27 protein-coding genes and 1 pseudogene are annotated in these 26,632 nt (G+C 70.3%); 15 read left to right on the plus strand and 13 right to left on the minus strand.

Annotation, left to right across the window (positions count from 1 at the left end; all coding sequences use genetic code 11):
* The first annotated feature begins 144 nt into the window (after nucleotides 1-144).
* Nucleotides 145-1,233: a YihY/virulence factor BrkB family protein gene (locus ACFWV3_RS42125; protein WP_382419567.1), complete on the plus strand. Its 1,089-nt coding sequence runs from the start codon at nucleotides 145-147 to the stop codon at nucleotides 1,231-1,233.
* 64 nt (nucleotides 1,234-1,297) lie between these two features.
* Here ACFWV3_RS42125 and ACFWV3_RS42130 read toward each other — a convergent pair whose 3' ends face one another.
* Entirely contained in the window at nucleotides 1,298-1,549 is a 252-nt protein-coding gene (locus ACFWV3_RS42130; protein ID WP_330854064.1) for a DUF3039 domain-containing protein, read from the minus strand.
* 31 nt (nucleotides 1,550-1,580) lie between these two features.
* Here ACFWV3_RS42130 and ACFWV3_RS42135 point away from each other — a divergent pair, with 31 nt between their 5' ends.
* Both ACFWV3_RS42135 and ACFWV3_RS42140 read left to right on the plus strand, forming a co-directional pair.
* Nucleotides 1,581-2,471 (plus strand): pseudouridine-5'-phosphate glycosidase, encoded by an 891-nt coding sequence (locus ACFWV3_RS42135; protein ID WP_382419568.1) that lies wholly within the window; start codon nucleotides 1,581-1,583, stop codon nucleotides 2,469-2,471.
* On the plus strand, nucleotides 2,468-3,346 hold the full coding sequence (locus ACFWV3_RS42140; RefSeq protein ID WP_382419569.1) for a carbohydrate kinase family protein: 879 nt from the start codon (nucleotides 2,468-2,470) through the stop codon (nucleotides 3,344-3,346). Before ACFWV3_RS42135 ends, ACFWV3_RS42140 begins: the two co-directional genes overlap by 4 nt.
* Before the next feature lie 11 nt (nucleotides 3,347-3,357).
* Here ACFWV3_RS42140 and ACFWV3_RS42145 read toward each other — a convergent pair whose 3' ends face one another.
* A complete protein-coding gene (locus tag ACFWV3_RS42145) occupies nucleotides 3,358-3,693 on the minus strand; it encodes a DUF3099 domain-containing protein (RefSeq protein ID WP_382419570.1) in 336 nt (111 codons plus the stop codon).
* A gap of 54 nt (nucleotides 3,694-3,747) precedes the next feature.
* Here ACFWV3_RS42145 and ACFWV3_RS42150 point away from each other — a divergent pair, with 54 nt between their 5' ends.
* From ACFWV3_RS42150 to ACFWV3_RS42175, 6 genes are all read left to right on the plus strand, one after another.
* Nucleotides 3,748-5,232, plus strand: coding sequence for a PucR family transcriptional regulator (locus ACFWV3_RS42150; RefSeq protein ID WP_382419571.1), 1,485 nt, complete (start codon nucleotides 3,748-3,750; stop codon nucleotides 5,230-5,232).
* A 25-nt stretch (nucleotides 5,233-5,257) separates the two neighbouring features.
* A complete protein-coding gene (locus tag ACFWV3_RS42155; protein ID WP_382419572.1) occupies nucleotides 5,258-6,730 on the plus strand; it encodes a methyltransferase in 1,473 nt (490 codons plus the stop codon).
* Nucleotides 6,727-7,152 carry a D-aminoacyl-tRNA deacylase gene (dtd, locus tag ACFWV3_RS42160; protein ID WP_382419573.1) on the plus strand — a complete coding sequence of 142 codons (426 nt, stop codon included), beginning with the start codon at nucleotides 6,727-6,729 and terminating at the stop codon, nucleotides 7,150-7,152. Before ACFWV3_RS42155 ends, dtd begins: the two co-directional genes overlap by 4 nt.
* Before the next feature lie 234 nt (nucleotides 7,153-7,386).
* The gene (locus ACFWV3_RS42165; protein WP_382419574.1) at nucleotides 7,387-8,379 is read left to right on the plus strand and encodes a sigma-70 family RNA polymerase sigma factor; all 993 of its coding nucleotides are present in this window, start codon (nucleotides 7,387-7,389) and stop codon (nucleotides 8,377-8,379) included.
* Nucleotides 8,380-8,662: 283 nt separating this feature from the next.
* A complete protein-coding gene (locus tag ACFWV3_RS42170) occupies nucleotides 8,663-10,318 on the plus strand; it encodes a fumarate hydratase (RefSeq protein ID WP_382419575.1) in 1,656 nt (551 codons plus the stop codon).
* 68 nt (nucleotides 10,319-10,386) lie between these two features.
* The gene (locus tag ACFWV3_RS42175; protein WP_382419576.1) at nucleotides 10,387-10,740 is read left to right on the plus strand and encodes a glyoxalase; all 354 of its coding nucleotides are present in this window, start codon (nucleotides 10,387-10,389) and stop codon (nucleotides 10,738-10,740) included.
* A 28-nt stretch (nucleotides 10,741-10,768) separates the two neighbouring features.
* Here ACFWV3_RS42175 and ACFWV3_RS42180 read toward each other — a convergent pair whose 3' ends face one another.
* The 9 genes from ACFWV3_RS42180 to ACFWV3_RS42220 form a co-directional block, all read right to left on the minus strand.
* A complete protein-coding gene (locus ACFWV3_RS42180) occupies nucleotides 10,769-11,566 on the minus strand; it encodes an alpha/beta fold hydrolase (RefSeq protein WP_382419577.1) in 798 nt (265 codons plus the stop codon).
* A 34-nt stretch (nucleotides 11,567-11,600) separates the two neighbouring features.
* Nucleotides 11,601-12,131, minus strand: a complete 531-nt coding sequence (locus ACFWV3_RS42185) for a hypothetical protein (RefSeq protein WP_382419578.1) — start codon at nucleotides 12,129-12,131, stop codon at nucleotides 11,601-11,603.
* A 101-nt stretch (nucleotides 12,132-12,232) separates the two neighbouring features.
* Nucleotides 12,233-12,601 (minus strand): hypothetical protein, encoded by a 369-nt coding sequence (locus ACFWV3_RS42190; protein WP_382419579.1) that lies wholly within the window; start codon nucleotides 12,599-12,601, stop codon nucleotides 12,233-12,235.
* A gap of 194 nt (nucleotides 12,602-12,795) precedes the next feature.
* Complete coding sequence (locus tag ACFWV3_RS42195; protein WP_382419580.1) at nucleotides 12,796-13,923, minus strand: hypothetical protein; 1,128 nt, start codon at nucleotides 13,921-13,923, stop codon at nucleotides 12,796-12,798.
* Complete coding sequence (locus ACFWV3_RS42200; protein WP_382419581.1) at nucleotides 13,920-15,179, minus strand: glucarate dehydratase family protein; 1,260 nt, start codon at nucleotides 15,177-15,179, stop codon at nucleotides 13,920-13,922. The genes ACFWV3_RS42195 and ACFWV3_RS42200 overlap by 4 nt, the downstream gene beginning before the upstream one ends.
* Before the next feature lie 14 nt (nucleotides 15,180-15,193).
* Nucleotides 15,194-16,096 carry a 5-dehydro-4-deoxyglucarate dehydratase gene (locus ACFWV3_RS42205; RefSeq protein WP_382419582.1) on the minus strand — a complete coding sequence of 301 codons (903 nt, stop codon included), beginning with the start codon at nucleotides 16,094-16,096 and terminating at the stop codon, nucleotides 15,194-15,196.
* Between the two features lie 10 nt (nucleotides 16,097-16,106).
* Nucleotides 16,107-16,985: a carbohydrate ABC transporter permease gene (locus ACFWV3_RS42210; RefSeq protein WP_382419583.1), complete on the minus strand. Its 879-nt coding sequence runs from the start codon at nucleotides 16,983-16,985 to the stop codon at nucleotides 16,107-16,109.
* Nucleotides 16,982-17,953 (minus strand): carbohydrate ABC transporter permease, encoded by a 972-nt coding sequence (locus ACFWV3_RS42215; protein ID WP_382419584.1) that lies wholly within the window; start codon nucleotides 17,951-17,953, stop codon nucleotides 16,982-16,984. The genes ACFWV3_RS42210 and ACFWV3_RS42215 overlap by 4 nt, the downstream gene beginning before the upstream one ends.
* Nucleotides 17,950-19,263: an extracellular solute-binding protein gene (locus ACFWV3_RS42220; protein WP_382419585.1), complete on the minus strand. Its 1,314-nt coding sequence runs from the start codon at nucleotides 19,261-19,263 to the stop codon at nucleotides 17,950-17,952. Before ACFWV3_RS42220 ends, ACFWV3_RS42215 begins: the two co-directional genes overlap by 4 nt.
* Nucleotides 19,264-19,387: 124 nt before the next feature.
* Between ACFWV3_RS42220 and ACFWV3_RS42225 the strand changes: the two genes are divergently transcribed.
* From ACFWV3_RS42225 to ACFWV3_RS42240, 4 genes are all read left to right on the plus strand, one after another.
* The gene (locus ACFWV3_RS42225; protein ID WP_382419586.1) at nucleotides 19,388-20,176 is read left to right on the plus strand and encodes an IclR family transcriptional regulator; all 789 of its coding nucleotides are present in this window, start codon (nucleotides 19,388-19,390) and stop codon (nucleotides 20,174-20,176) included.
* 39 nt (nucleotides 20,177-20,215) lie between these two features.
* Nucleotides 20,216-21,040, plus strand: a complete 825-nt coding sequence (locus ACFWV3_RS42230; protein ID WP_382419587.1) for an NAD-dependent epimerase/dehydratase family protein — start codon at nucleotides 20,216-20,218, stop codon at nucleotides 21,038-21,040.
* Nucleotides 21,037-22,542 carry an aldehyde dehydrogenase (NADP(+)) gene (locus tag ACFWV3_RS42235; protein WP_382419588.1) on the plus strand — a complete coding sequence of 502 codons (1,506 nt, stop codon included), beginning with the start codon at nucleotides 21,037-21,039 and terminating at the stop codon, nucleotides 22,540-22,542. The genes ACFWV3_RS42230 and ACFWV3_RS42235 overlap by 4 nt, the downstream gene beginning before the upstream one ends.
* 109 nt (nucleotides 22,543-22,651) lie before the next feature.
* Entirely contained in the window at nucleotides 22,652-23,017 is a 366-nt protein-coding gene (locus ACFWV3_RS42240; protein WP_382419589.1) for a heavy metal-responsive transcriptional regulator, read from the plus strand.
* Nucleotides 23,018-23,054: 37 nt separating this feature from the next.
* Here the strand turns inward: ACFWV3_RS42240 and cpt are convergent, their stop codons facing one another.
* Nucleotides 23,055-23,618 carry a chloramphenicol phosphotransferase CPT gene (gene cpt / locus ACFWV3_RS42245; RefSeq protein WP_382419590.1) on the minus strand — a complete coding sequence of 188 codons (564 nt, stop codon included), beginning with the start codon at nucleotides 23,616-23,618 and terminating at the stop codon, nucleotides 23,055-23,057.
* 18 nt (nucleotides 23,619-23,636) lie between these two features.
* Entirely contained in the window at nucleotides 23,637-24,956 is a 1,320-nt protein-coding gene (locus ACFWV3_RS42250; protein ID WP_382419592.1) for an NAD(P)-binding domain-containing protein, read from the minus strand.
* A 103-nt stretch (nucleotides 24,957-25,059) separates the two neighbouring features.
* Here ACFWV3_RS42250 and ACFWV3_RS42255 point away from each other — a divergent pair, with 103 nt between their 5' ends.
* Both ACFWV3_RS42255 and ACFWV3_RS42260 read left to right on the plus strand, forming a co-directional pair.
* The gene (locus ACFWV3_RS42255; protein WP_382419593.1) at nucleotides 25,060-25,737 is read left to right on the plus strand and encodes a hypothetical protein; all 678 of its coding nucleotides are present in this window, start codon (nucleotides 25,060-25,062) and stop codon (nucleotides 25,735-25,737) included.
* Nucleotides 25,738-25,747: 10 nt separating this feature from the next.
* Nucleotides 25,748-26,557, plus strand: a pseudogene (locus ACFWV3_RS42260) (RtcB family protein); the annotation flags it as partial.
* Nucleotides 26,558-26,632: the final 75 nt, after the last annotated feature.

Raw genomic sequence — 26,632 nt, forward strand, 5'->3', positions numbered from 1 at the left:
TGTCACAGACGTGTTTCTCCTCATGTGCGCTGGTCAGGCATGGTGAGGCCCTCAGGCGGACGACGGCCGAGGGCATCGCGAGCCTACCCGTTCCGAGCGTCGATGCCGCGAAACGTGGCCCCATGCACCATGCTTGTCACTGCGATGGGTTCGCCTACCGACAACGACGCACGCAGGTCCGGCCGCAAGGGGCCGCTGCGTCTACTAGCGCGCACTCTGTCGAAGGCGTGGCAGGGGAACATCTTCTCAGAAGCCGCCGAGGCGGCGTTCTGGCAGACGCTGTCGTTCCCGCCGCTGCTGCTCGGGGTGCTGGGCTCGATGGGCTGGATCGGCACGTGGTTCGGTCCCGAGATCGTCCAGTCGGTGCAGGAGAAGATCATCGGGTTCACCCGCACGATCTTCAGCGCGGACGTCGTGAACGGGGTGATCCAGCCGACGGTCGTGGAGATCCTGTCGACCGGCAAGGGCGAGATCGTCTCCATCGGCTTCCTGATCTCGCTGTGGGCGGGGTCGTCGGCCATGTCGTCGTTCGTCGACGCGATCACGGTCGCGCACGGCCAGTACGGCGTGCGCAACGAGCTGTGGCAGCGCATCTTCGCTCTGCTGCTGTACATGGTGTCGCTGGTGGCGCTGGTGATCGGCCTGCCGGTGCTCGCGCTCGGACCGGACGTCCTGCCACAGTTCTTCCCCACGTCGTGGCAGCCCTACATCACCACGTGGGTCGGCCGCTTCTACTACCCCGGCGTCGCACTGCTGCTCGTGCTGTCGCTGTCCGCGCTCTACAAGGTGGCACTGCCGCGGCGGCTGCCGTACCACCGGGTGCTGCCGGGCGCGATCCTCGCGATGGCCGTGTTCATCCTGTCGTCCATCGGGCTGCGCCTGTACATCCAGTGGATCACCACCACCGGCTACACCTACGGCGCGCTGGCGACGCCGATCGCGTTCCTGCTGTTCGTGTTCTTCATCGGGCTGGCGATCACGATCGGCGCGTACTTCAACAGCGCGATCCAGGACATGTGGCCCGCCCGGATGACCCGGCGGCAGCGCAGGCGCTGGCGGCGGCTGGAGATGGAACGCGCCGCGTCGCGCATCCGCGAGGAGAGCACGCAGCCGCGGCGGGAGACGAACAACACGGGCTACACGGCGCAGTCGCCCGCCGACACGCAGCTCACGAGCCCGCTCCAGATCCAGAAGCCCCGGCAGTCACCCGAAGAGGAAAAGCAGCGCGGATGACAGCGGCCGCGAACCGTGCCCCTCGGAGAGAGGCACTGGACGCGGCCGCGTGGAGTTCTGCGGTCTACTCGCCGCCGCCGCCCTTGGGCAGGCCCTCGTAGATCTTCTTGCAGTCGGGGCACACCGGGGAACCGGGCTTCGGCGACCGCGTGACCGGGAAGACCTCGCCGCACAGGGCGACCACGTGCGTGCCCATCACGGCGCTCTCGGCGATCTTCGCCTTGCGCACGTAGTGGAACATCTTCGGGGTGTCGTCCCCGGTGTGGTCGGTGCCTTCCGGCCGTACGTCGACCTCGGGGAGAGTCTGGGTGCTCACGCGCCCAGGGTACCTGGGATGATGTCCCCTCGTGACCACGCTGCACATCGCCGAGGAAGTTGCCGACGCACTGGCCGGGAACCGGCCCGTCGTCGCTCTTGAGAGCACCATCCTGTCCCACGGCCTGCCCGCGCCGCGCAACCTCGCGGTCGCCGCACGCCTGGAGAAGGTGGTGCGGGAGGCGGGTGCCGTTCCCGCGACGATCGCCGTGCTCGACGGCGTGCCCCGCATCGGTCTGACGGCCGCCGAGCTCGACCGCGTGTGCACCGCCGGCGACCTGGTCAAGCTGTCCCTGCGCGACCTCGGCCCCTCCTACGCCCTGGGCCGCAGCGGCGCGACGACCGTGGCGTCGACCACGGCACTGGCCCACCAGGCGGGTGTCCGCGTCTTCGCGACCGGCGGTCTCGGCGGCGTGCACCGCGGCGCGCGGGAGACGTGGGACGTGTCGGCCGACCTCGACGTGGTCGCCACCACGCCGGTGCTGATCGTCTGCTCGGGCGTGAAGTCGATCCTGGACATGGGCGCGACGCTCGAGGTGCTGGAGACCAGGTCCGTGCCGGTCGTCGGCTACCAGACCTCGCGCTTCCCCGCGTTCTACCGCCGCGAGTCGGACTTCGAGGTGCCGTGGCGCGTCGAGAACCCGGCCGAGGCCGCCGCCGTGTTCGCCGCGGGTGGCCGCGGCATGCTGCTGGCGAACCCGATCCCGGCCGCGTTCGAGATGGACTCCGCCCTGCACGACCGGCTGCTCGCCGAGGGCCTGCGCAAGCTGGTCGACCAGGACGTGCGCGGCAAGGACGTCACGCCCGTGCTGCTGGAGCACTTCCACACCGCCAGCGACGGCGTCAGCCTCGACGCCAACGAGGAGCTGGTCGTCAACAACGCCTCGGTCGCCGCCGCCGTCGCCGTCGAGCTGTTCCGATGAGGCCCGTGGTCGTGGTCGGTGACGCGGGCCTCGACGTCGTGGCCCGCCACTCCGGCCCCATCGCCCACGGCGGCGACGTGCGCGCGAAGGTGACCATCGAGCCGGGTGGTGCCGGAGCGAACACGGCCGTGTGGCTGGCGGCGTGCGGCGCCTCACCGGTGCTGGTGGCGCGCGTGGGTGCCGACTCGGCCGGCCGGCAGGTCCACGCCGAGCTGACCTCGGCGGGCGTCCAGTGCGCCTTCGCCGTGGATCCCGACCTCGCGACCTGCTGCGTCGTCGTCCTCGTCGACGACGAGGGCCAGCGCTCGATGCTGCCCGACCGCGGCGCGAACGCCCGCTTCTCCCCCGCCGACCTCGACCCCGGGCTGCTCGCCGGGTCCGGCGGCCACCTGCACCTGTCCGGGTACGTGCTGCTCGACGCGACGTCGCGCCCCGCCGGTCTGGCCGTGCTCGCGGCGGCGCGCGAGGCGGGCTGGACGACGTCGGTGGACCCGCAGGCCGCCGTGCTGATCCACTCCGCCGAGGCGTTCCTCGACGACGTGCGCGGCGTCGACTTCCTGCTGCCGAACGCCGACGAGCTGCACGCTCTGACCGGCTCCGCCGAACCGGCGGCCGCCAAGGCGCTGCTCTCGCACGTCGGTGCGGTCGTGGTGACGTCCGGACCGGACGGCGCGACGTGGGTGGACGCGGACGAGCTGGTTTCGGTCCCCGCTGAAGCCACTGAGTGCGTCGACTCGACGGGAGCCGGCGACGCGTTCGACGCCGGGTTCCTGGCGGCCTGGCTCGCGGGTGCGTCGAAGCTCGACGCACTGCTCGGCGGCGTGCGGGCGGGCTCCCGCGCCGTCGGCGTCGTGGGCGCCCAGCCGCCGCGCTAGGGGTGTGGCGGTCAGCCGTCGATGACGGTGGTGCTCTTGCGCTCGATCGCGCGGCGCTCGACCTGGTAGCGGTTGGCCTTCTCGGTCTTGCGCGGCGGCCGGTCGTTGGCGATCAGCACGGCCATCCACGGCAGCGGCACCGACAGCACGATGAAGAACACCGCCAGCCACCAGATGTGCGAGAACAGGGCCGCGAGGATGAGGCACGGGAAGCGCAGGCTCATCATGATCGCGTACTTCTTGCGCCGGGCGGCGTGCTGCTCTTCGTAGGACGGGGCCGCCTCGGTGATCAACACCGGGGTGTCGTTCCGGTCGGGACTGCTCACGACACCACCTCCACGGCTCATCGTCCCACGTCCGAGTGACGGCCGGATGACCCGGTCGGCGGTTAACATCCGCGGGTGGTCGCCCTTGATCGCCTCGTGGACGTGCTCGGCAGTCTGGGCACGCATCTGGCGTGCGCGCCGGGCGGCCGCGACGTCGAGCTCCGCGGGGTGGCGCTGCACGACCCGGCGGAGAACACGCCGGCCGCGGCGGGGGACGTCCTGCTCGGCCTGGGCACCGCGTCGGTGGCGGCAGCCGTGCGGCTGGTGGCCTCCACCGCGGCCTCGGCCGTCGTGCTGCACGGGCGGCCGCCGTTGGACGAACGCGTCGTCGCCGCGGCACGCAAGTCGGGGGCGGCCGTGCTGCTGGTCGACCCGTCGGTGCCGTGGAGCCAGCTCGCGAACGTGACGCAGACGCTCGTCAACGGCGGGACGCGCACCGGGGACCTGTTCGGGCTGGCCGACGTGATCGCCGGTGTGGTGGGCGGGCCGGTGACGATCGAGGACCAGCAGTCCCGCGTGCTCGCCTACTCGTACCGGCAGGAGGACGTCGACCCCGTCCGCGTCCAGACCATCCTCGGCCGCAGGGTGCCCGAGGAGGCACGGCGGGCGCTCGACGAGTTCGGGGTGTTCACGCACCTGGCGTCGTCGGACGAGCCGATCTTCGTGCCCAAGCTGACGCCGCAGCTCGGCAACCGGCTCGTCGCGGCGGTGCGGGCGGGCCGTGAGCTGCTCGGGTCGGTGTGGGTCGAGGTCACCGGGCCGGTCGACGCCGCCCGGTCCGCCGCGTTGGTCGACGGCGCGCGCACGGCGGCGTTGCACCTGCTGCGGTCGCGGGCCTCGACGGATCTCGAACGCCAGGCCGAGGCGGACCTCGTGATCAGGCTGCTCGAACACCCGGAGTCCGCCGACGTCGCACGTCTCGGGCTGCCGTCGGCCGACCTGCGGGTGATCGCGGTCCAGGCCCACGCGGGCGAGGGCGAGCACGGCGCGGCGGTGCTCGCGTTCCAGCGGGCGACGGCGGGCTTCGGCTGGTCGCGGCCCGGCCGGAGCGCGCTGTTCGGCAACGTCCTCTACACCGTCATCCCCGCCGCCGACGACGCCGTCGCGTGGGTGCGGTCCCTGGCCCGCGAGCTGCCGTCCGAGGCGACGGTGCTGGCGGGGATCGGCGGGCCGGCCGAGGCGACGCAGCTGCCGACGTCACGGCAGGAGGCCGACGAGTGCCTCGCGCTATCGACCGGTGCGCCGGTCGTGTACGACGACGCCTGGGCGCAGGTCCTGCTGCACCGCCTCGCCGCCGTCGCGGAGTCCGGACGACTGCCGACGCGCGGACCGATATCCAATATATTGCGTTACGACGCCGAGTACGGGACGCAGTACGCGACGACGTTGCGGGCGTGGCTCGCGGCGCAGGGCGACGTCCGCGCCGCGGCTCGGGTGCTCAACGTGCACCCGAACACGTTGCGGTACCGGATGCAGAAGATGGCCGAGGTGACCCCGCTCCCCCTCGACGACCCGGACCAGCGGCTCGCGATGGCGATCGCCCTGCGGATCACGCGCTGACCGCGGCGGCGTGGAAACCGGCGGCGTGAAAACATCTGTCCCCGTGCACCCCGATCTTTCTGCCGACCTGTGCGCGCGTCTGCGCGAGGCCTTCCTGACCGCCGGCTACACCGCGGACGGCGTCGTCGACGCCCTCGGCCCGCAGGCTCACGCCGCCCTCGGCCGCGGTGAGCCCGAGCCCGCCCGCCGCGCCAGCAGGGACGCCGGGACGCTCGGCACGCTGATCCGCCTCTTCCTGCTCGGTGACCACGAACCCGAGCAGGACGTCCGCAAGGCGCTCGCCGGTGTCGACGTCGACGACGCAGTCCGGAACGAGGTGTTGACCAAGGACTTCAGGGCCGGGCTCGACGTGCGGCCGTACGAGGACAACTGGTGGGTCGTCGCCGACCTCGACTCCGACCTGCGCGGCGGCGCCGTCCCCGAGGACCACGTGCTCGGCGTCGGCCACGCGTCCATCAGCCTGGCCCGCGCGACCAAGCGCACCCCGGTCGGCACGCTGCTCGACCTCGGCACCGGCTGCGGTGTCCAGGCGCTGCACGCCAGCAAGCACGCCGAACGCATCACGGCGACCGATCTGTCCGAGCGCGCGCTACGGCTCGCACAGGGCACGTTCCGGCTCAACAACCTCGACGTCGAGACGTTGCAGGGCGAGTGGTTCGGCCCGGTCCGCAACCGGCGGTTCGACCACGTCGTGTGCAACCCGCCGTTCGTCGTGGGCCCGCCGCGCGTCGACTACGTCTACCGCGACTCCGGACTGGGCGGCGACGACGCGTCGGCGCTGGTCATCCGCCAGCTGCCGGCGTTCCTCAACGAGGGCGGCGTCGGCCAGCTGCTGGCGTCGTGGGTGCACCGCAAGGGCGAGGACTGGGAGGAGCGCGTCTCCAGCTGGCTGCCGCGCGGCGGGATCGACGCGTGGTTCGTGCAGCGCGACATCGCCGAGCCCGCCCTGTACGTCGGCACGTGGCTCAAGGACGCGGGTGTCGACCCCCGCAGCCCCGAGGGCCGGCAGAAGGCCGCGGCGTGGCTCGACTGGTTCGAGGAGAACGACGTCCAGGGCGTCGGTTTCGGTTACGTGACGCTGCGGCGCACCGACGAGATGCACTCCCAGGTCGTGTGCGAAGACCTGCGCCACGCCTACGACGACCCGCTGGGTCCGGAGGCGGCGCGCTGGCTCGACAACGTCGCGTGGCTGCGGGCGAACCCCGACCTGCTGGGGCAGCGGTTCCGCGTCGCGGACACCGTGCTGCTCGAGGAGGTGTCCGAGCCGGGCGACGAGGGCTGGCGCAAGGTCGTCGCGCGCCTGCACCGCACGGACGGGCCCGGCTGGCAGCACGAGGTCGACGAGGCCACCGCGAAGCTCGTCGCCGGGTGCACGGGTGCGTTGCCCCTCGAAGACCTGCTGTCACTGCTCGAGTTCGCATACGGAGAAATCGATGCAGAAGCGGCCTTGCCGATCGTTCGTGATCTCATCCGGCACGGAATGTTGATTCCCGCGTGAAAGCAGTTGTGGCGCGCGTCACAGAGGCGAGTGTCGAAGTTGCCGGGGAGATCATCGGCGCGATCGACGAGCCCGGATTGCTGGTGCTGCTCGGCGTCCACCACGACGACACGGACGCCCACGCCGCCAAAATGGCGCAGAAGCTGCACGGTCTGCGCATCCTCGACGACGAGCAGTCGTGCGAGTCGACCGGTGCTCCGTTGCTGGTCGTCAGCCAGTTCACCCTCTACGGGGACACCCGCAAGGGCCGCCGTCCGTCCTGGACGGCGGCCGCCCGGCCCGAGCACGCGGAGCCGTTGGTGAACGCCGTGGTGGCCGAACTACGCCAAAAGGGCGCTCGCGTCGAAACGGGACGATTCAGGGCCGATATGAAGGTGCGGAGCGTGAACGACGGTCCGTTCACGGTGCTCGTGGAGGTCTGAGGGAAAGGGTTCTCAGCCAATCCTCAGATTAGTCGCGCAACCGCTGTGACAGCGGTGACGTCTTCAGGTCGTGGAAGTCGGGAACGAATTCGGAATCGCGTTCGTTACCCAGGTATCAGCCAGCTAGCGGCAGGGTCCACAGCCCGCCGCGACACCGGCATCCAGGGCGCAGCGCCGCGCCGCCTTGACCGCAAGCGCGACTCGTCGCCGCCCGCAGCAGGGGGAGGGAGATCCATGACCGTCACGAGGATCTCCGACCGTGAAGTCGGAGAGAACACCACCGTCACCGCCGCCGAGCACGAGCTCGACGCCCAGGGGCCGGCAGCCGATCTCGTTCGAGTCTACCTGAACGGCATCGGCAAGACCGCGCTGCTCACCGCCGAGGAGGAGGTGGAGCTCGCCAAGCGCATCGAGGCCGGTGTGTTCGCGCAGCACGTCATGGAGACGGCCAAGCGCCTCACCCCCACCCGTCGCGAGGAGCTGGGGGAGCTCGTCCGCGACGGCCGCCGCGCCAAGGACCACCTGCTCAAGGCGAACCTGCGGCTCGTCGTGTCGCTGGCCAAGCGCTACACCGGCCGGGGCATGCCGCTGCTGGACCTGATCCAGGAGGGGAACCTGGGCCTGATCCGCGCGGTGGAGAAGTTCGACTACACCAAGGGCTTCAAGTTCTCGACCTACGCGACGTGGTGGATCCGCCAGGCGATCACCCGCGGCATGGCCGACCAGGGCCGCACCATCCGCCTCCCCGTGCACCTCGTCGAGCAGGTGAACAAGCTCGCGCGGATCAAGCGCGACCTGCACCAGGCGCTCGGCCGCGAGGCCGCGAACGAGGAGCTCGCGAAGGAGTCGGGGCTCTCCGTCGACAAGGTCGCCGACCTGCTCGACCACGCGCGTGACCCGGTATCGCTCGACATGCCGGTCGGGTCGGAGGAGGACGCGCCCCTCGGTGACTTCATCGAGGACTCGGACGCGACCGACGCCGAGAGCGCCGTCATCTCCGGCCTGCTGCAGGACGACCTGCGCCGCGTGCTCGCGACGCTGGAACCGCGCGAGCAGGCGGTGATCCGGCTGCGCTACGGCTTGGAGGACGGCCAGCCGCGCACGCTGGACCAGATCGGCAAGCGGTTCGGCCTCTCGCGCGAGCGGGTGCGCCAGATCGAGCGCGAGGTCATGTCCAAGCTCCGCCAGGGCGAACGCGCCGCGAAGCTGCGGGCTTACGCCTCCTAGTAGCCGAGGTGTCACGGTCGGGTGTCACTCGACCGGCAGTATTGACTTGTGACTCAACTCACGGCACGGTCGGGCGTTACCAGAGCCACGCGACGCCCCTCGTGAGTCGGGTTTCGCACGCGAAGGAAGGTCGGGGCAGCCGGGGGCTGCCCCGGCCTTCCGCGTTCCGGGGTCCGTGTGCACGCGCCGTTGCGAAGAACACGCTGCGCGGGCGTCGGTACGTCCCATTGGTGGCGGTACGGTTTTCTGATCCGAACTGCACACCGTTGGAGTTGTGTACGACGTGCCCACCACATTCGAGTACACCGACGTCCTGCCGCTCGCGAAGGACACCGAGACCGAGTACCGCCTCGTCACCTCCGACGGGGTGAAGCTGGTCGAGGCCGGTGACCGCAGGTTCCTCGAGATCGCCCCCGAGACGCTGACGCTGCTCGCGAAGGAAGCGATCCGCGACATCCAGCACCTGCTGCGCCCCTCGCACCTCGCCCAGCTGCGCCGGATCATCGACGACCCCGAGGCGTCGGGCAACGACCGCTTCGTCGCGATGGACCTGCTGCGCAACGCCGCCATCTCCTCCGGCGGAGTGCTGCCGATGTGCCAGGACACCGGCACGGCGATCATCATGGGCAAGCGCTCCGAGACCGTCCTGACCGGCGGCGACGACGAGCAGGCCCTGGCCCGCGGCGTCTTCGAGGCCTACCAGGAGCTCAACCTGCGCTACTCGCAGATGGCTCCCCTGACGTTCTGGGACGAGAAGAACACCGGCACCAACCTGCCCGCGCAGATCGAGGTGTTCCACAAGCCCGGCCAGGAGCCCGTCTACGAGTTCCTGTTCATGGCCAAGGGCGGCGGCAGCGCGAACAAGACGTTCCTCTACCAGGAGACCAAGGCGGTCCTGAACCCGAAGCGCCTCGCGTCGTTCCTCGACGAGAAGCTGCGCTCGCTCGGCACGGCCGCGTGCCCGCCGTACCACCTGGCGGTCGTCGTCGGCGGTCTGTCCGCCGAGCAGAACCTCAAGGTCGCGAAGCTCGCCTCGGCCCGCTACCTGGACAACCTGCCGACCGAGGGCTCGCCCTCTGGCCACGCGTTCCGCGACAAGGACCTGGAGCAGCAGGTCCTGGAGCTGACCCGCAACTTCGGCATCGGCGCGCAGTTCGGCGGCAAGTACTTCTGCCACGACGTGCGCGTCATCCGACTCCCCCGCCACGGCGCGTCCCTCCCGGTCGGCGTCGCGGTGTCGTGCTCGGCCGACCGCCAGGCGAAGGCCCGGATCACGGCCGAGGGCGTGTTCCTGGAGCAGCTGGAGCGCGACCCGGCGCAGTTCCTGCCCGAGATCGAGGGCGAGGACCTGTCCGACGAGGTCGTCCGCATCGACCTCACGCGTCCGATGGCGGAGATCCGCGAGGTCCTCACGCAGCTGCCGGTCAAGACGCGCGTCTCGCTCACCGGTCCGCTGGTCGTGGCCCGCGACATCGCGCACGCCAAGATCAAGGAACGCCTCGACGCCGGCGAGGAGATGCCGCAGTACCTGAAGGACCACCCGGTCTACTACGCCGGACCGGCCAAGACGCCCGAGGGGTACGCCTCGGGGTCGTTCGGCCCGACGACGGCCGGCCGGATGGACTCCTACGTCGAGCAGTTCCAGGCCGCGGGCGGCTCGCTGGTGATGCTCGCCAAGGGCAACCGCTCCAAGCAGGTCACCAACGCCTGCTCGACGCACGGCGGCTTCTACCTGGGTTCCATCGGTGGCCCGGCCGCGCGCCTGGCGCAGGACTGCATCCGCAAGGTCGAGGTGCTCGAGTACCCCGAGCTGGGCATGGAGGCGGTCTGGAAGATCGAGGTCGAGGACTTCCCCGCCTTCGTCGTGGTCGACGACAAGGGCAACGACTTCTTCGCCGAGACGTCCACGCCGACGTTGCAGATCAGCTTCCGCCGCTAGAACGCCTTCGCGACCCCCGGTCGAAACAGTACGGTTGTCCTGTATTCGTTTCGACCGGGGGTGTCGCGATGATCCACCACGTGCAGGTGGCCTGCCCGGCCGGCTCGGAAGACCGGCAGCGCGCCTTCTACACCGGCGTCCTGGGCTGGGCCGAGCTCGCCAAACCGCCGCTGCTCGCCACACGCGGCGGCTGCTGGTTCGAGGTGCCCGGCGGTGGTGAGGTGCACGTCGGCGTCGAGGACGACTTCCGTCCCGCATTCAAGGCGCACCCGGCGTTCGTCGTCGACGTCGACCGCGTCGCCGAGGCCGTCGCGGCGGCGGGGCACGCCGTCGTCTGGGCTGATCCGGCCGAAATCTCCGGCCGGCGTCGCTTCCACACGTTCGACGGCGTCGGCAACCGCGTCGAGTTCCTCGCCGACTGATATCCGATATATCAGTTTGCCGCGGCGGTCAGTGCGTCAGAAGCCAGTCGAGGGCGTCGTCGGCGTGGTCGAGAACTGATATGTGGCCGTCGCCCGGTGTCACGCGCAGTTCCGCGCCGGGAATCCGGGACGCCAGCCACCGGCTGTGCGCAGGCGGGTTGATGCCGTCGCGGTCGCCGTGCAGCAGCAGTGCCGGCACGGTGATGGACGCCGGGTCGAAGCCCCACGGCGTGACGTAGGCGAGGTCGTCGTCGACCAACGGGGCCGGGCCGTCCGGCAGCGCGGGTCCGACGACCTTGCCGAACCACGACCACGGGCCGTTCAGCGTGGCGAGATCGGACTCGGTGAACTGCATGTCGTACTCGACGCCGGACGTCTCGTACCGTTCCTTCTCCGCACGTCCCGCCGCAGCCGCCCGCAGCGACGCCTCGGCCGACGGGACCATGCCCGCGAACCAGTCGAGGTCGTCGGCGTCGAACGGTGCCAGCGGCGCGACGGCGACGACGCCGGTCACGCGGTCCGGGAGTAGAGCGGCGCACGCGAGGGCGTGCGGTGCGCCGCCGGAGTGCCCGAAGACCGCGAACCGCGGGAGGTCGAGCGCGTCGGCGATATGCGATATATCAGCTGCGGCGGACCCGACGGACCGGTCGGGCACGGCGGTCGATCCGCCGTAGCCCGGTCGGTCGTACGACACCCAGCGCACACCGGGGCGGAACAGCGGTTCCGGCGGGAGGCCGAGGTTGGGCGTGCCGTGGTGCCAGAACACCGGCGCGCCGTCGCCCTCGTCGTGGACGCGCAGGACGCGTTCTCCGAGCCGAAGATCCATATATCAGCGTCTCCGAGCCGTCTCTGGGCCGTCTCTAGGCCGTCTCTTCGCGGGACTCCAGCACGAGGCGCCGGTCACCGAGCGGCGCGGCGAGCCGGACCGTCAGCGGCACCTGGCGGACCTCCTGGGTGCACATCGTCCCCGGCGGCTGCTTGGTGATGGTGACCAGCGTGATCTGGACGACCTCGGCGGACTGGGCCGTGACCTCGGCACGCGCCTCCTTGCAGCCACCGCCGACGCCGAAGACCTCGACGTCGCGGCCGTCGTTGAAGACGTAGGCCTCGTCGCGGAAGGTGTCTGACAACGATGTCGTGTCGACCTTCTCCTTCGCCACGGGCGTGACGTTCGGGGGGATGACGGGCTTCTCCTCCGAGATGGAGACGGGAGGCTGGGCCGGGGCGTTGGTGGGGTTCGTGCCGGACGAGCCCGTGGAGCCGGGCGCGGACGTGCCCGTGGTGGGCGCGGCGCCGGATGAGCTGGACCCGGACGAGCCGGCGCCGGGTGTGCCGGACGAGCAGCCGGCGAGCACGACGGCGAGAGCAACGGCAGCGACGGCGTTTCTCATGCGGACCATCCTTGCAAACCGGGCGCGGAAGTCCCGTGAAGTGGCGGGGAGGTGTCCGGCCGGCGGGGCAGGTGCCGGCCGGGCACCGGGGGGAGGGAGGTCTACTTCTGCTCCTGCCGCGACGTCAGCACGACCGTGCGCTCACCGAGGGGCTCGGACAGCTGCACCGTCAGCGGGGGGAAGCGGATGTCCATCGTGCACATCTGCTTGGTCAGCGGCGTGGTCTCGACCATCTCGATCTTCACCGCCGTCGCGGTCTGCTCCAGCACGGACGCGCTCGCCTTGCCGCAGCCGCCCTCCTGGGCGACGACCCCGACGGTCTTGCCGTCACCCTGCGTCCACACGGTGCGCGGCTGGTCGGGCGCCAGGGCGTTGGCGTCGATCTTCGTCACGGGCTTGCCGTCCGGCGGCACCTCTCCGGGCGCGATGCCAGGAGGAGGTGCTTCGGAGGACGAGGTGGCGGTCGGCAACGTCGGACCGCCACCAGCCCCGGGGCTCGCGTTCTGCGCACTGCCACAGGCCGAGAGGACGAGCAGCAGGGCGCCAGTGCCAACTACGGTTCCTATGTGCCTCATGCACCAAGGACGGAACCGCGGTCACAACGGGTTGCAGCGACTTCCCTTCACAGTTACCGCGACCCCGGTCACGGCGAGCACGACCCCGCTCACTTCGACACGGCGGCCACGGCCTCGCGCAGCGCCTCCAGCCGAGCGGCAGACGCCAGACCCCCGTGGTAGAGGTGGAACTCCTCCACCCCGGCGTCCAGGTAGGTCAGCCACTCCTTCGCCAGTGCGGCACCATCTGCGGGCTTCGGCGGCAACCCCAGCACGTACGCGGCGATCCGCGAGTCTGGGGCGACCGCGCGCAACGCCTCGATGCCGGGCACCGCGACCTCGGGGCCGGGCCAGCACATCGTCGTCAGGACGTCGACGTCCGCGGCCACGCCACCGGCCACCGTCGCGAACGGACCGGTGCCCCACGGGTCGGCCGTCACGTGCATCCCCACCCGGACGGACGGCGCCGCGGCACGGATCTCACCGACGACCTTCTGGCGCAACGACCTCACGACACCGGTGCGCACGGCCTGAACGTCGTCCGCGAGCGCACCCAGCGCTTCCTCGACGCTGGATGCGCCGCGGTCGACCCCGGCCCGGACCGCGGAGCGCAGAGCGTCCGGGTCGGCGTACAAAGCGGTGCACGTGGTGCAGAAGCAGAGCGACAAGAGCTTCTGCTGCACCGCGTCCCAGTCGGTGCCATCGGTCTTCTCGTGGTGCCCGCCGTGGAAGAACCCCAAGGGACCACAGGCTTCGAGGACGATCCCGTCCGGCGAGCCGAGCTCCAGCACCTCGGACACCAGCGCCGACGCGTACTCGACGACGTCCGGCTGGGACGTGCACAACGCGTACGGGTAGCGGTCGCCGAACGCGTTCACCACGGTGACGTCCGGGTGCAGGTCGCCCAGGCGCGAGTTGTGCGTCAGCACGGTCCACGCGTACACCGGCAACCCGGCGGCGCGCACCGCCGCAGCCGCCTCCCCGAACGAGTCCGCACTGTCCATCCAGGACGGTTCCGCGGGCACCAACCGGCCGAACTTCGAGGCGCGGACGGGCAGGTAGAACGCCGCGTGCCGCGCGTCGACCATCCGGTGCTCCGGGTGCAACGGTGTCGCGGCCCGCACGGTGTGGTACGACGCGGCCAGGGCGATCGCGTCGACACCGAGGTCCCGGTAGCGCGCCACGGCGTCCGGGTCACCGATCAGGTCCCACGGGTAGGCGTGGACAACCGACTTCACCACCGAGGCCGCTTCCTCTCGTAGCTCGGGTCGTGCTTCTGCATGTAGCCGGTGTCGTCACGGGACGTGAGCCCGCAGCGGACGTAGTTCTCCGCCAGTCGCGCCAAAGCGTCACGGTCCAGCGTCACCCCGAGTCCGGGCGTCACCGGCACGGGCACCGCACCGTCCACGAAGGACAGCACGCCCGGTTCCACGACCTCGTCGGCCGCGTTCCACGGGTAGTGCGTGTCGCAGGCGTAGTTCAGGTTCGGCGTGGCGGCGGCCAGGTGGGTCATGGCGGCGAGCGAGATGCCGAGGTGCGAGTTCGAGTGCATCGAGAGACCGATGCCGAACGTCTGGCAGATCATGCCCAGCTGCCGCGACCGCTGCAGCCCGCCCCAGTAGTGGTGGTCGGACAGCAGGACCTGCACGGCGTTCAGCTCGACCGACGGCCGCAGGTGCTCGAAGGCGACCACGCACATGTTGGTGGCCAACGGCATCGGGGCCTGCCGGGCCACCTCCGCCATCCCGGGGATCTCCGGCGTCGGGTCCTCCAGGTACTCCAGCACGCCGTCGAGCTCGGCGGCGACCTTCGCCGACGTCGCGACGGACCAGGCCGCGTTCGGGTCGAGCCGCAGCGGGTGGTCCGGGAACGCCTCGCGCAACGCCCGGATCGCCTCGATCTCCTGCTCCGGCGGGAAGACACCGCCCTTGAGCTTGATCGACCCGAACCCGTACGCGTCGATCATCGTGCGCGCCTGGGCCACGATCCCGGCGGGGTCGAGCGCCTCACCCCACTCGTCGGGCTCGGCGCCGGGGTGCCCGGCCCACTTGTAGAACAGGTACGCGGAGTACGGCACGGCGGACCGCACGGCGCCGCCCAGCAGGTCGTGCACCGGACGTCCCAGCGCCTTGCCCTGGATGTCCAAGCACGCGACCTCGAACGGCGAGTACACCCGGTCGACGGTGCTCTCGGCCGTGATGTTGCCGGTCAGTCCGTGCTTGTCCGGACCGACCTCGCCACCGAGCACCGCGGCGACGCGCGCGTGCATCTCGTTGAGCGCGAAGACGTCCAGCCCGACCAGTGAGTCCACAACGGACCGCGAGCGCTCCAGGTGCGCGAGGTCGCCGTAGGTCTCCCCCAGCCCGGAGATGCCCTCGTCGGTGTGCACCTCGACGATCGTGCGCAGCGCCCACGGCTCGTGCACGCCGGCCGCGTTCAGCAGCGGCGGGTCGCGGAAGGCGACGGGGGTCAGAACGATCTCGGTGATCTTCACAGCGCCCTCGTTCCTCAGGCCAGCAGTGCCTTGCCGGTGGCGATGATCTTGTCGAGAGCGGCGAGGTGCTCGTCCGACGGGTCGACCAGCGGTGCGCGGACGCCACCGACGTCGAGGCCGTTCGCCCGCACCGCGGCCTTCACCAGCGCGACGGCGTAGCCGGGGACCTTGTCCCGCAGCTCGACCAGCGGCTTGTAGAACTCGTGCAGGAAGCGGTTCGTCAGCGCGGTGTCGCCCGCCTGCACGGCGTTGTAGAAGCCGATCGAGATCTCCGGCGCGAAGCAGAACACCGCCGACGAGTACAGCTCGACCCCGATGCCCCGGTAGGCGAGCTGGGTCATCTCCGCCGTCGGCAGGCCGTTGAAGAACTGGAACGGCTTGTCAACGTTGGCACGGACCGACAGCACGATCCGCTGCATCTGGTCCAGGTCGCCGAGACCGTCCTTGAAGCCCACGACGTTGGGCAGCTGGGCGACCTCGACCGCGGCCTCCGGGGTGAACCGCGCGTTGGTGCGCTGGTAGACGATCACCGGCAGCTCGGTGACGGCGACGGTCTCCGCCACGTACCGCACGAGGCCGGCGGCGGGGTTCGTCACCAGGTACGGCGGCAGCAGCAGGATGCCGTTGGCACCCGCGCGTCCGGCCGCCTGGATGAACTGCTTGGTCGCCACGACCGAGCCGCCCGCGCCGGCGAACACCGGCACCTTGCCCGCGGTCGCCTCGACCGCCACGGCCACCGCGCGCTCGAACTCCTCCAGCCCCAGGGCGTGGAACTCGCCGGTGCCGCAGGCGACGAACACCGCGCCCGGCCCGGCGGAGACACCGTGCTTGACGTGCTCGGCCAGCACGTCGTACGCGATGTTCCCCTCGGTGTCGAAGGGGGTCACCGGGAAGAACAGCACACCATCGAGTTGCATACCTACACACTCATCCCTTGATCGCTCCGGTGGTGATCCCACGCAGGAAGGACTTCTGCAGCGACAGGTACACGACGAGACTCGGCACCAGCGCCAGCAACGCACCGGCCAGCACGATGCCCGTCCCGACCGTGTCGTCGGATCTGAGCGCGAGGAGTGCGACCGTGAGCGTGTAATCGGAGGGGTCGGCGGCCACGATCAGGGGAAGCAGGTACTGCTCCCAGATCATGTTGAAGCCGAACACGGCGATCACGCCGAGCGCGGGCCTGCACAGCGGGAGGATGATCTGCGCGAACAGGCGCAGCTCTCCCGCACCGTCCACCTTGGCCGCCTCCTCGAGCTCGGCGGGGATCTCCCTCATGAACTCCGTCATGACGAAGATGGAGAAACCCCACGCCCCCAACGGGAGGATGACACCGAGCAGGGTGCCCTTCAGACTCACGTGCACCAGCGGCAGGTCCCCGATCACCAGCGAGAGCGGGATCGCGATGACCTCCTCCGGCAGCATCATCGTGGCGAGGATGACCAGCAGCGCGATGGCCTGGCCGCGGAACTTCTTGCGCGCCAGCGCGTACGCGGCGAACACGCTCACCGCGAGCTGCAACAGCAGGGCACCACCGGCGATGACCAGCGAGTTCACCAGGTAGTGCCAGATCTTGTTCTCCGTCGCGACCCGGAAGTTGACCAGCGACGGGCTCTCCGGAACGACCGACAGCTTCGTCGGGTCCGGGTTGTGGTCGAACGCGCCGGAGAAGATGACCAGCAGAGGGCCGCAGAAGAGGAGTACGGCGAGGGCGCTGAACAGGACGCGGACGGCTCTGCCGACCCACGCGTCCGGACGGGTGGACCAGCCGACGGCGCTGTCGAAGCGGCTCGAGTTGACGCTCATCGCCCCTCCCTGCTCCGGCGGTACCACTGCACGCTGACCGTGAGAACGAGCGTAACCAGGAACAACAACACCGACCCCGCGGACGCGAGCCCGGCTTCGGACTGTTCGAACGCCGTCGTGAACACGCGGGTCATCCAGACGTCGGTCGACCCGGCGGGACCACCGCCCGTCAGGACGTAGACCTCGGTGAACACCCGCAGGCCGCGGATCGCGGCCAGGGTCAGCAGGATGGTGACGACCGGGCGCAACGCGGGCAGCGTCACGTTCCGGATCCGCTGCCAGGTCGACGCCCCGTCGATCGCGGCCGCCTCGTACTGCTGCCGGTCGATGCCGGCGAGCCCGGCGAGGATCAGCACCATGTCGTACGGCGCGTGCTTCCAGATGCCGACGAACATGACCGAGACCAGCGAGGTGTCGGGATCGTGGATGTACTCCCACGGCCCGAGCCCGACCCACGAGACGACCTCGTTGAGGAAGCCCTCGGGTGCCGGGTAGAAGAACAGCCGCCAGATCTCGCCGATAACCGCGGTGGCCGCCACGACGGGCAGGAACACCGCGGACCGGACGAACCACAGCGACTTGGTGTGGCCTTCCAGCAGCAGCGCGAGCAGGAAGCCGATGAGCATCGCGCCGACCGTCTGACCGCCGGCCAGCACGAGGGTGTGCCAGCCGGCGGTCAGGAACTTCTCGTCCCGCAGGATCGTCGCGTAGTTCTCGAACCCGACGAACACGTCGCCGAGGAACGGCCGGACCTCGTAGAGCGAGAGCCGGATCCCCTCCGCCATCGGGATGAACTTGAAGACCAGGAAGATCAGCGCGGCGGGGAGCAGGAAGAGCCAAGGGATGAAGCTGGCTCCCGTGAGGCGACGCCGGCGGCGCCGCCTCACGGGGTGGGTGTCGACGGCACCGCCGCCACTAGCCGTCGAGCCCACGTCTCGGGTTTCGCCGAGCGACCGCACTGCGGTCACTGCGACGCCTTCTGGTTCTCGAGCTCCTTCTTCAGCGCGTCCGCCAGGGACTTGAGCTCGGCGGACGAGCTCGCCGGGCACTTCGCGAAGATGGAGTTCAGGGTCTCCGAGGTCTTCTGCCGGAACGGGGCGAAGTTCGGAACGCTGGGAAACGGCCGCGCCTCGCTCTTGTACACGCCCGCGACGGTCGCCCAGCGCGGGTCGTTGTAGGTGGCGTTGACGTCGACGTTCTTGTTGACGGGCAGGCGGACCACGGGCTGCGGGTCGCCCTTCATGCCTGCCTGCTGCGCCTCGGGCGTGATCAGGTACTCGGCGAGCTTCTTCTGGTCCACGGTCCTCGCGGAGCCGGCCATCAGGTAGATGTCCTCGCCCTCGCCGAGCACGGTGGCGCCGGCTGGGCCGCGCGGGGAGGCGATGACCTCGTACTTGTCCTTGCCGAGGGACTTGTCGAAGCGGCCGATCATGTACGGCCCGGTGAGGTAGATGCCGCTCTTGCCGGACTCGAACAACGGGTGCGCGTCGTTCGTGCCGAGCGTCAGTGAGCCGGGCTGCATGACCTTGTCCTCGCAGAACAGCTTGCGCAGCCGTTCGACGGCCTTGGTCGACTCGGGCGAGTCGATGCCGACGGAGAACTTGCCGCCGCCCTCCTCCTCGAGGATGTCGCCGCCGCCCTGCCAGAGGTAGCTCGACGCCCACCAGGCGAGGTAACCGCGGTCGGTGGTGCCGGGCACGAGCATGCCGTAGGTGTCGTTCTGCCCGTTGCCGTCGGGGTCGTCGCGGGTGAACGCCCTCGCGAGGTCGTCGAGCTCGTCCCACGTGGTGGGGACCGGCTTGCCGAGCTTCTCGCGCCAGTCCTTGCGGATCAGCGTGACCATGGCCTGGGTGGAGTACGGGATGGCGTAGAACTTGCCGTCCGCGCCCTTCCCGTTGTTCCACGCGCGGTCGACGATGTCGGTGCCGCCCGCGATGTCCTCGCGGTCGATCTCGGTCGTCCAGCCCTGCTTGACGAAGTTGCCGAGCGAGCCCGTGTCGGTGACGACGACGTCGGGGAGGTCCTTCGACGCGGCGCGCTGCTGCACCTGCTTGTCGAAGTCGTTGAAGATCGGCTTGTAGTCGACCTGCACACCGGTCTTCTCGGTGAAGGACTTGAAGATCTTCTCGTAGACCTTCGCGGTCGCCTCCGTCGAGCGGGTCCACACCTCGAGGGGCTTGTCCGGGTCCTTCGACGACGCCGTGCCACCACTGCCACACCCCGCGAGCAGGGCGGCCGCGCTCAGCACGGCGAGGGTTGTGGATGTTCTACGGCGCATCGTCGCAGCCCTTCACGTTCAGATATATGAACCGGGGTCGTACTTGTGAACCTGAAGCAGGACTGTAAGAATCAGCGGAGCAACGTGTCAAGGGAAAGTTGCTTCACTGTTTCGAGGAGGTCAGGTGGCGTCGCCGATCGACAAGGGCACAGCTCGTCCCGGCGCGGTGAAGTCCGCCGACCGCACGGTGGAGCTGCTCGAGGTGCTGTCAGCGTCCGATCGCAGGCTGACGCTCACGGAGCTGCACCGCGAGCTCAGCTACCCCAAGTCCAGCCTGTACATGCTGCTCCAGACGCTGGTGGCGCGCGGCTGGGTCGAGGTCGACTCCGACCGGGGCACGTACGGCATCGGCGTGCGCGCACTGCTCGTCGGTACGTCCTATTTGGACCACGACCCGGTGGTGCGCGCGGCGATCCGCGTGATGGAGCAGGTGCGCCAGGAGATCAACGAGACCGTGCACCTCGCCCGCCTGGACGGCGCGGACGTCGTCTACCTGGCGAGCCGCGAGTCCGAGCACCACCTGCGCGTGGTGTCCCGCGTCGGCCGCCGGCTGCCCGCGCACTCGACGTCGCTGGGCAAGGCCGTGCTCTCGACGCGCACGCCGGAGGAGGTCGACCAGATCCTCCCGGACGTGCTGGCGCCGCTGACCCCCAACACGGTGATCGACCGGACGGCGTTGCACGAGCAGCTCGCCGGGTTCCGCAACGCCGGCTACGCCCACGAGCGCGAGGAGAACACGCCGGGCCTCGGGTGCTTCGCGGTCGCGTTGCCCTACCGCAACCCCGTGCTCGACGCGATGAGCTGCTCGGTTCCCCTGGGCCGGCTCGACCCGGACCACGAGCGCCAGGTCGTCGCCGCCCTGCTCGACGCCGCCAGGACGATCACCGAGCTCCTCCGCCAGTTCGGCCGCTGACCATCTGAACACCCGAACACGTACGGAGGGGTCCAACCCGTGACCGCACGCATCCTGATCACCGGCGCCGGTGGTGTGGTGGGAACGCTCATGCGCTCCCGCCTCGCCGCGGAAGGCCGCGTCCTGCGGCTGCTGGACATCGCGGAGCTGCCCGCGGCCGCCGACGGCGAGACCGTGGAGATCGTCCAGGCGTCGGTGACCGACATGGACGCGATGGAAGCCGCCTCGAAGGACGTCGACGCCGTCATCCACCTCGGCGGCCACAGCCTCGAGGAGCCGTGGGACAAGATCCTGCGCGTCAACATCGACGGCACGCACACGGTGCTGGAGGCCGCACGGCGTTCCGGCGTCCGGCGCGTCGTCCTGGCCAGCTCGAACCACGCCGTGGGGTACGTGGAACGCGCCGACGGCGTGGCCGGGGACTACCTCTTCCCCCGCCCGGACACCTACTACGGTGTGTCCAAGGTGGCGATGGAGGCACTGGGCTCGCTCTACGCCGACCGGTACGGCATGGACGTGATCGCGGTCCGGATCGGTTCGTGCTTCGAGAAGCCGCGGGACGTGCGGATGCTGTCGACGTGGCTGTCGCCGGACGACGGTGCGCGGCTGTTCGAGGCGTGCCTGTCCGTCGCGTCGCCCGGCTTCCGGATCGCCTGGGGCGTCTCGAAGAACACGCGCGGCTGGTTCTCCCACGACGAGGCCCGCGCGCTGGGCTTCGAGCCGCAGGACGACTCCGAGGTGCACGCGGCGGAGATCCTGGCGCAGCACGGCGAGCTCGACCCTTCGTCGTACGCTGCGAAGTACGTGGGCGGGGCCTGGTGCGGTCCCGATTACGACACGGCAGTCAAGGAGGCAGGGCGTTGAGCCACGGCGTGCAGGGGTACAACCCGCGAACCGGTGAGCCGTTCGGGGAACCGGTCGGGAAGACCGCGGACAGCGAGGTGGACCGGATCGCCTCGGCGGCGGCCGTCGCCTTCCCGGCCTGGTCGGCCGTCACGGCCGCGGACCGCGCGGTGGTGCTGGAGAAGGTCGCCGACGCGCTCGACGCCGAGTCGCCGCTGCTGGTCTCGACGGCCGACAGCGAGACGGCTCTCGGCGAGCCGCGGCTGACGACGGAGCTCAAGCGCACGACGAACCAGCTGCGGCTGTTCGCGGAGGTGCTGCGCGAGGGCAGCTACGTCGAGGCCACCCTGGACTCGGCGAACCCGGACATCATCCCGCCGCGGCCGGTGCTGCGGCGCGTTCTCCGTCCACTGGGGACGGTCGCGGTGTTCTCCGCGTCGAACTTCCCGTTCGCGTTCTCGGTGGCGGGTGGCGACACGGCGTCCGCGCTGGCGTCCGGCTGTTCCGTTGTGGTGAAGGCACATTCGGCGCACCCGTCGACGTCGCGCGAGACCGCGCGGGTGGTCGTGGACGCGTTGCGCGAGGCCGGTGCGCCCGAGGGCGTGTTCGGCATCGTGTACGGCACCGAGGCCGGTGTCGCGCTGGTGAAGCATCCCGCCGTGCGCGCGGTCGGCTTCACCGGGTCGACCGGTGGCGGGCGTGCGTTGTTCGACATCGCGCAGGGCCGGCCGGACCCGATCCCGTTCTACGGCGAGCTGGGCAGCGTGAACCCGACGGTGATCCTGCCGGGCGCGGCCGCCGGTGAGGACATCGCGAGCGGGTTCGCCGCCTCGCTGACGATGGGCGTCGGGCAGTTCTGCACGAACCCCGGCCTGGTGTTCGCGCCGTCGTCGCTGGTGCCCGCGCTGGGCGAGGCCGTCGCGGCCACGTCCGGTGGCGCGATGCTGAACGAGCGGATGTGCGACTCCTACACGGCGTCGACGGACGCGCTGGCGGCGTCGGACCTGGTGTCGGTCGTGTCCACCGGCACGCGCCCGGACGAGGCGTGGGCGGTGTCGCCGCGGCTGTTCAGCGTTCCGGTGGCGGTGTTCGAGGAGAACCTCGAGAAGCTGACCGAGGAGCACTTCGGCCCGGCGGCCCTGGTCGTGACGTACTCGTCGCCGGCGGAGCTGCACTCGGTGCTGGCGAAGCTGCCCGGCACGTTGACGGGCACGGTGCACGCGGCCGAGTCGGACCACGCGGAGGCCGGCGAGATCGCGGAGGTCCTGCGGCGCGTGGCGGGCCGGTTGATCTTCAACGCCTGGCCGACCGGTGTCGCGGTGGCGTGGGGCCAGCACCACGGCGGTCCGTGGCCGGCGACGACGAACCCGCTGCACACGTCGGTCGGTGCCACGTCGATCCGGCGCTGGATCGCGCCGGTGACGTACCAGTCGTGGCCGGACGCGTTGCTGCCCGTGGAGCTCCAGGACGCGAACCCGCTGGGCATCCCGCGCCGCGTGGACGGCGTCCTCGGCGTGCACTGAACGGTGCTGTGAGGAGCGGGGCCACCGGCGTAACGTCGGTGGCCCCGTTTTTCGTTGGGAGGACGCGCGCTTGACCTTGGAGTGCGGTCACAGGTTTAGCGTGGGGCGCATGAGAGTCGCCGAGCTCGCCCGGGAGGCCGGGGTGCCGCCCGACACCGTCCGGTACTACGAACGCGCGGGGTTGCTGGCACCGCCGCCGCGCACGTCGTCGGGGTATCGGCAGTACCCGTCGTCGGCCGCGGACCGGATCCGGTTCATCCGCGACTGCCAGGGCCTGGGGCTGACGTTGCGGGAGATCTCGTCGTTGCTCGCCATCCGCGACACCGGCGAGTGCCCGTGCGAACCGGCCGACGAGCTGCTGCGGCGGCACATGGCCGAGATCGACGCGGAGATGGCCCGGCTCGCGCGGCTCCGCACGGACCTGGCGGACATGGTCGGATCCTGTTCGCCGTGGTGCCCACCCGAGGGGAGGTGATCGGAATGGACGAGTGCTGCACCTGCTGCGACTGCTGCTAGTCCTCCGAGGGTCCGGCGAGGCGCCCGCCGACCTTCTCCGCGATGACCTTCGCGCACTCGACCGCCTCGGCGGCCGCGCTGTCGACCTCGATGTCGTAGCTCATCCCGCGGTGCACCAGCTCGGCCTGCACCTCGGCCATCCCGACGACCCGGTCCCCGCGCGCGAGCTCACGCCCGGCGGCGACGGCCGCGTCGCAGCGCACGCCGACCCACAGCACGACGAGCCCGTCGAGCGCCTTCTCCCACCGCTGCCGCGACTCGACGCCGCCGAGGAACACGTCGTCGACGATCACCCGCGCGCCGGCGCGGACCATGGTGGCGACGCCCGCCATCCACGCGTCCTCCAGCAGCCGGAACTCGGCGCCGACGGTGACCTCGCCGCCGCTGTCGTACCCGATGCCCGCGGACCCGAGCTGCAACCGTGCGGGCATCACGTCGATCAGCGTGTCGACGCCGATCGCGAGCCACGCCTGCGGCAGCACCGCCTGCAGGCATCGCGCGATCCCGGACTTGCCGGAGCTGGACCCGCCGTTGAGGACGATCACCTGTGCGGTCGACACGCCTCGACCGTACCGGCGTCAGACCCGCGCCGCGCCCGCCCGCCGTTCCGCCTGCAGCTCCCGCTGGTAGCCCAGGAAGTCGACCTCCAGCGTGTGCCGCTTCGACTTCACGTACCGGCCGCGCAGCTCCTCGCGGTAGGTGGTGATCTCGGCCTTCATCTCCGGCACCGGGGGCAGCGCCGCGCGGCCGGACTCCAGGTCGGCGATCCACTCGGCCTGGGCCTCGGCCAGCGGCATGATCGCCCCGAGCGGCTGGATCAGCCCGAGGAAGTAGAGCCCGGGGTGCTCGGGGTCGACGACCCGCCGGTAGAGCGACACCTCGTTGTCCTCCGACGTCACGGCCGCGAACTCGGCGGCGTCCAGGAACGGGAAGTCGACCTTGTACCCGGTGCAGTAGACGATCACGTCGACGTCCTCGCGACTGCCGTCCTCGAACACGACACCGGACCCGTCGAGCCGCGCGACGTTCGGCTTCACCGTGATGTCGCCGTGGCCGAGCCGGGTCAGCAGGTCGTCGGAGACGGTCGGGTGAGCGGCGAGGATGCCGTGCGACGGCTCGGGCAGCCCGTAGTCGGAGAGCTTGCCCCGCGCGAGCCGCAGCATCGCCCGCAACGACAGCGCCTGCAGCCACGCCGGCGCGAACCGGGCGAGCGGCGACGTCGTCAGGTGGTCGGTCGGCATCCCGAACAGGTATTTGGGCATGATGTGCGCGCCGCGGCGCATCGCGAGGAACGTCCGCGTGGACACCCGCGACGTCTCGACGGCGATGTCGCACGCCGAGTTGCCGATGCCGAGGACCAGGACCTTCTTGTCCGCGAACCGTTCGGGCGTCTTGTAGAAGTGCGCGTGCGTCTCCTCGCCGTCGAACGTGCCGGGGAACGCGGGTTCCGGCAGCCGCGGCGACCAGTGGTGGCCGTTCGCGACGATCACCGAGCGGTAGCCGGCCGTGGTCTCCTCGCCGGTGTCGCGGTCGCGCGTCGTGACCGAGTAGCCACCCGGTGCGACGGAGACCGAGACGACCTCGGTCCGGAAGCGGATGCGGTCGCGGAACCCGTGGTGCTTCACGAAGTCGTCGAAGTACTCGGCGATCTGGAAGTGCGACGGGTAGGCCGGCAGGTGCGCCGGCATCGGGTACGACTTGAACTCCATCATCTGCCGCGAGGTGTTGATGTGCAGCGAGCGGTAGGAGGACGACATGCCGTTGTCGTTGAGGTAGCGCCAGTTGCCGCCGATCTCGGACCCGGTCTCGAAGCAGTCGTAGTCGATGCCTCGGGCGCCGAGCACCTGACATGCGGCGATGCCGGACGAACCCGCCCCGATGACGCACACGCGATCCATGACGCCGAAGTATTTTCACGTTCGATGCGCCTGTCAATCACCCCCGGTACCGAGGGGTGGAACGGGGTGTCCTCCGGTGTGCCCGGCCCCTACGTTGTCCCGCATGCGAAAGCTTCTCGTGGCAGTCACGTCCGTACTGGCGTTCGCGGTCTCCACAGGCACGGCGGCGGGTGCGCCGCTGCCGTTGCCGGAGATCTTCGCGACGAACAACACCGCGATCATCACCGACCCCGCCGACCCCCGGTTGCGGGACCGGCTGGTGCATTTCGACCACGAGGTGCGCGGGATCGTGCACGCGAACGGGGGCGTCACCACGCGGTCCACGGTGCTCGACGGGGTGTTCTGGTCGAGCGACCAGCAGGCGACGACGTTCGAGCGGTCCCGGAAGTTCGACGTGACGCTGGATGAGAAGAGCCTGCGCCACACCGCCGAGACGATCGGCAAGCGGTTCTCGCAGGAGTCGGTGCTGACGTTCCGCTTCCTGCCCGCGAGCTCGCCGGAGGTCGACGCCGTCCAGGTCGAGGTCGACGGCATCACCGCGCAGCAGCTCCGCCAGGGCCTGCTGGACGACGCCGTCGCGCGCGAGAAGCTCGGCGGCGGCAGCGTCACGTTGCAGGGCAAGGCGATTCTCATCGCGGATGTGAACGACCTGCCGACCGTGCGCGCGTTTGTCACGAACATCGGCGGCGACCTCCGCAAGGCCAAGGTGCGCAAGGGAACCTGGGAGTTCGTCTCCGGTGCCGGCGAAACTCCTTTGTCGCACCAGCGAAACGCCGCCTAACCTCGGACGCATGGCAGCAACCCTGGTCCGCGGGCAGAACGTGGACATCCGCATGTGGACTCGACCGGACGAGGTCGAGGAGCTCGCCATGCGACAGCTCCAGAACATCTCCTCGCTGCCGTGGGCTTTCAAGCACGTCGCGGTCATGCCCGACGTGCACTACGGGAAGGGCGCCACGGTCGGTTCGGTGATCGCGTTGCGCGACGCCGTCTCGCCCGCGGCGGTCGGCGTGGACATCGGCTGCGGCATGACCGCCGTGCGCACCTCGCTCACGGCGAGCGACCTGCCGGACACGTTGCGCGGTCTGCGGTCCCGGATGGAGGCCGTGGTGCCCGTCGGGTTCGGGCAGCACAGGGCGACGGCGTTCACCGACCGGGACGCGTCCGACTGGGCGCCGTTCTGGAAGCGGTTCGACGACCTGACGCCGGCCGTGAAGGCGCGCGCCGACAAGGCGTTGCACCAGATGGGCACGCTCGGGGGCGGCAACCACTTCCTGGAGGTCTGCCTCGACGGGGACCAGCGGGTGTGGGTGATGCTGCACTCCGGGTCGCGCGGCATCGGCAACGAGCTGGCGCAGCACCACATCTCGGTGGCGCGCACGCTCGCGCACAACGCCGAGCTGCCGGACCCGGACCTCGCCGTGTTCCTCTCGGGCACGCCCGAGATGGCGGCGTACCGGCACGACCTGTACTGGGCGCAGGACTACGCGCGGCGCAACCGCGCGGTCATGCTGCGCCTGGTGTGCGACGTGCTGCGCGCCGAGTTCCCGCACGTCCTGTTCGAGGAGCCGATCTCGGCGCACCACAACTACGTGCCCGAGCCGAACTGACCTGCGGTTTCGCGTTTGGGAGCGGATGGGAACCGATGGGCACGAATTTGACCGAAAGAGGCTAGG

The sequence above is a fragment of the Lentzea sp. NPDC059081 genome, from assembly GCF_042738015.1.
Lineage (GTDB): Bacteria > Actinomycetota > Actinomycetes > Mycobacteriales > Pseudonocardiaceae > Lentzea.

Coding starts and splice junctions, on each gene's coding strand:
- ACFWV3_RS42210 (WP_382419583.1), bottom strand. CDS start 16,985: ATGAGCGTCAACTCGAGCCGCTTCGACAGCGCCGTCGGCTGGTCCACC.
- ACFWV3_RS42255 (WP_382419593.1), top strand. CDS start 25,060: ATGCGAAAGCTTCTCGTGGCAGTCACGTCCGTACTGGCGTTCGCGGTC.
- ACFWV3_RS42240 (WP_382419589.1), top strand. CDS start 22,652: ATGAGAGTCGCCGAGCTCGCCCGGGAGGCCGGGGTGCCGCCCGACACC.
- ACFWV3_RS42140 (WP_382419569.1), top strand. CDS start 2,468: ATGAGGCCCGTGGTCGTGGTCGGTGACGCGGGCCTCGACGTCGTGGCC.
- ACFWV3_RS42175 (WP_382419576.1), top strand. CDS start 10,387: ATGATCCACCACGTGCAGGTGGCCTGCCCGGCCGGCTCGGAAGACCGG.
- ACFWV3_RS42185 (WP_382419578.1), bottom strand. CDS start 12,131: ATGAGAAACGCCGTCGCTGCCGTTGCTCTCGCCGTCGTGCTCGCCGGC.
- ACFWV3_RS42125 (WP_382419567.1), top strand. CDS start 145: ATGGGTTCGCCTACCGACAACGACGCACGCAGGTCCGGCCGCAAGGGG.
- ACFWV3_RS42180 (WP_382419577.1), bottom strand. CDS start 11,566: ATGGATCTTCGGCTCGGAGAACGCGTCCTGCGCGTCCACGACGAGGGC.
- ACFWV3_RS42165 (WP_382419574.1), top strand. CDS start 7,387: ATGACCGTCACGAGGATCTCCGACCGTGAAGTCGGAGAGAACACCACC.
- ACFWV3_RS42250 (WP_382419592.1), bottom strand. CDS start 24,956: ATGGATCGCGTGTGCGTCATCGGGGCGGGTTCGTCCGGCATCGCCGCA.
- ACFWV3_RS42145 (WP_382419570.1), bottom strand. CDS start 3,693: ATGAGCCGTGGAGGTGGTGTCGTGAGCAGTCCCGACCGGAACGACACC.
- ACFWV3_RS42220 (WP_382419585.1), bottom strand. CDS start 19,263: ATGCGCCGTAGAACATCCACAACCCTCGCCGTGCTGAGCGCGGCCGCC.
- ACFWV3_RS42205 (WP_382419582.1), bottom strand. CDS start 16,096: ATGCAACTCGATGGTGTGCTGTTCTTCCCGGTGACCCCCTTCGACACC.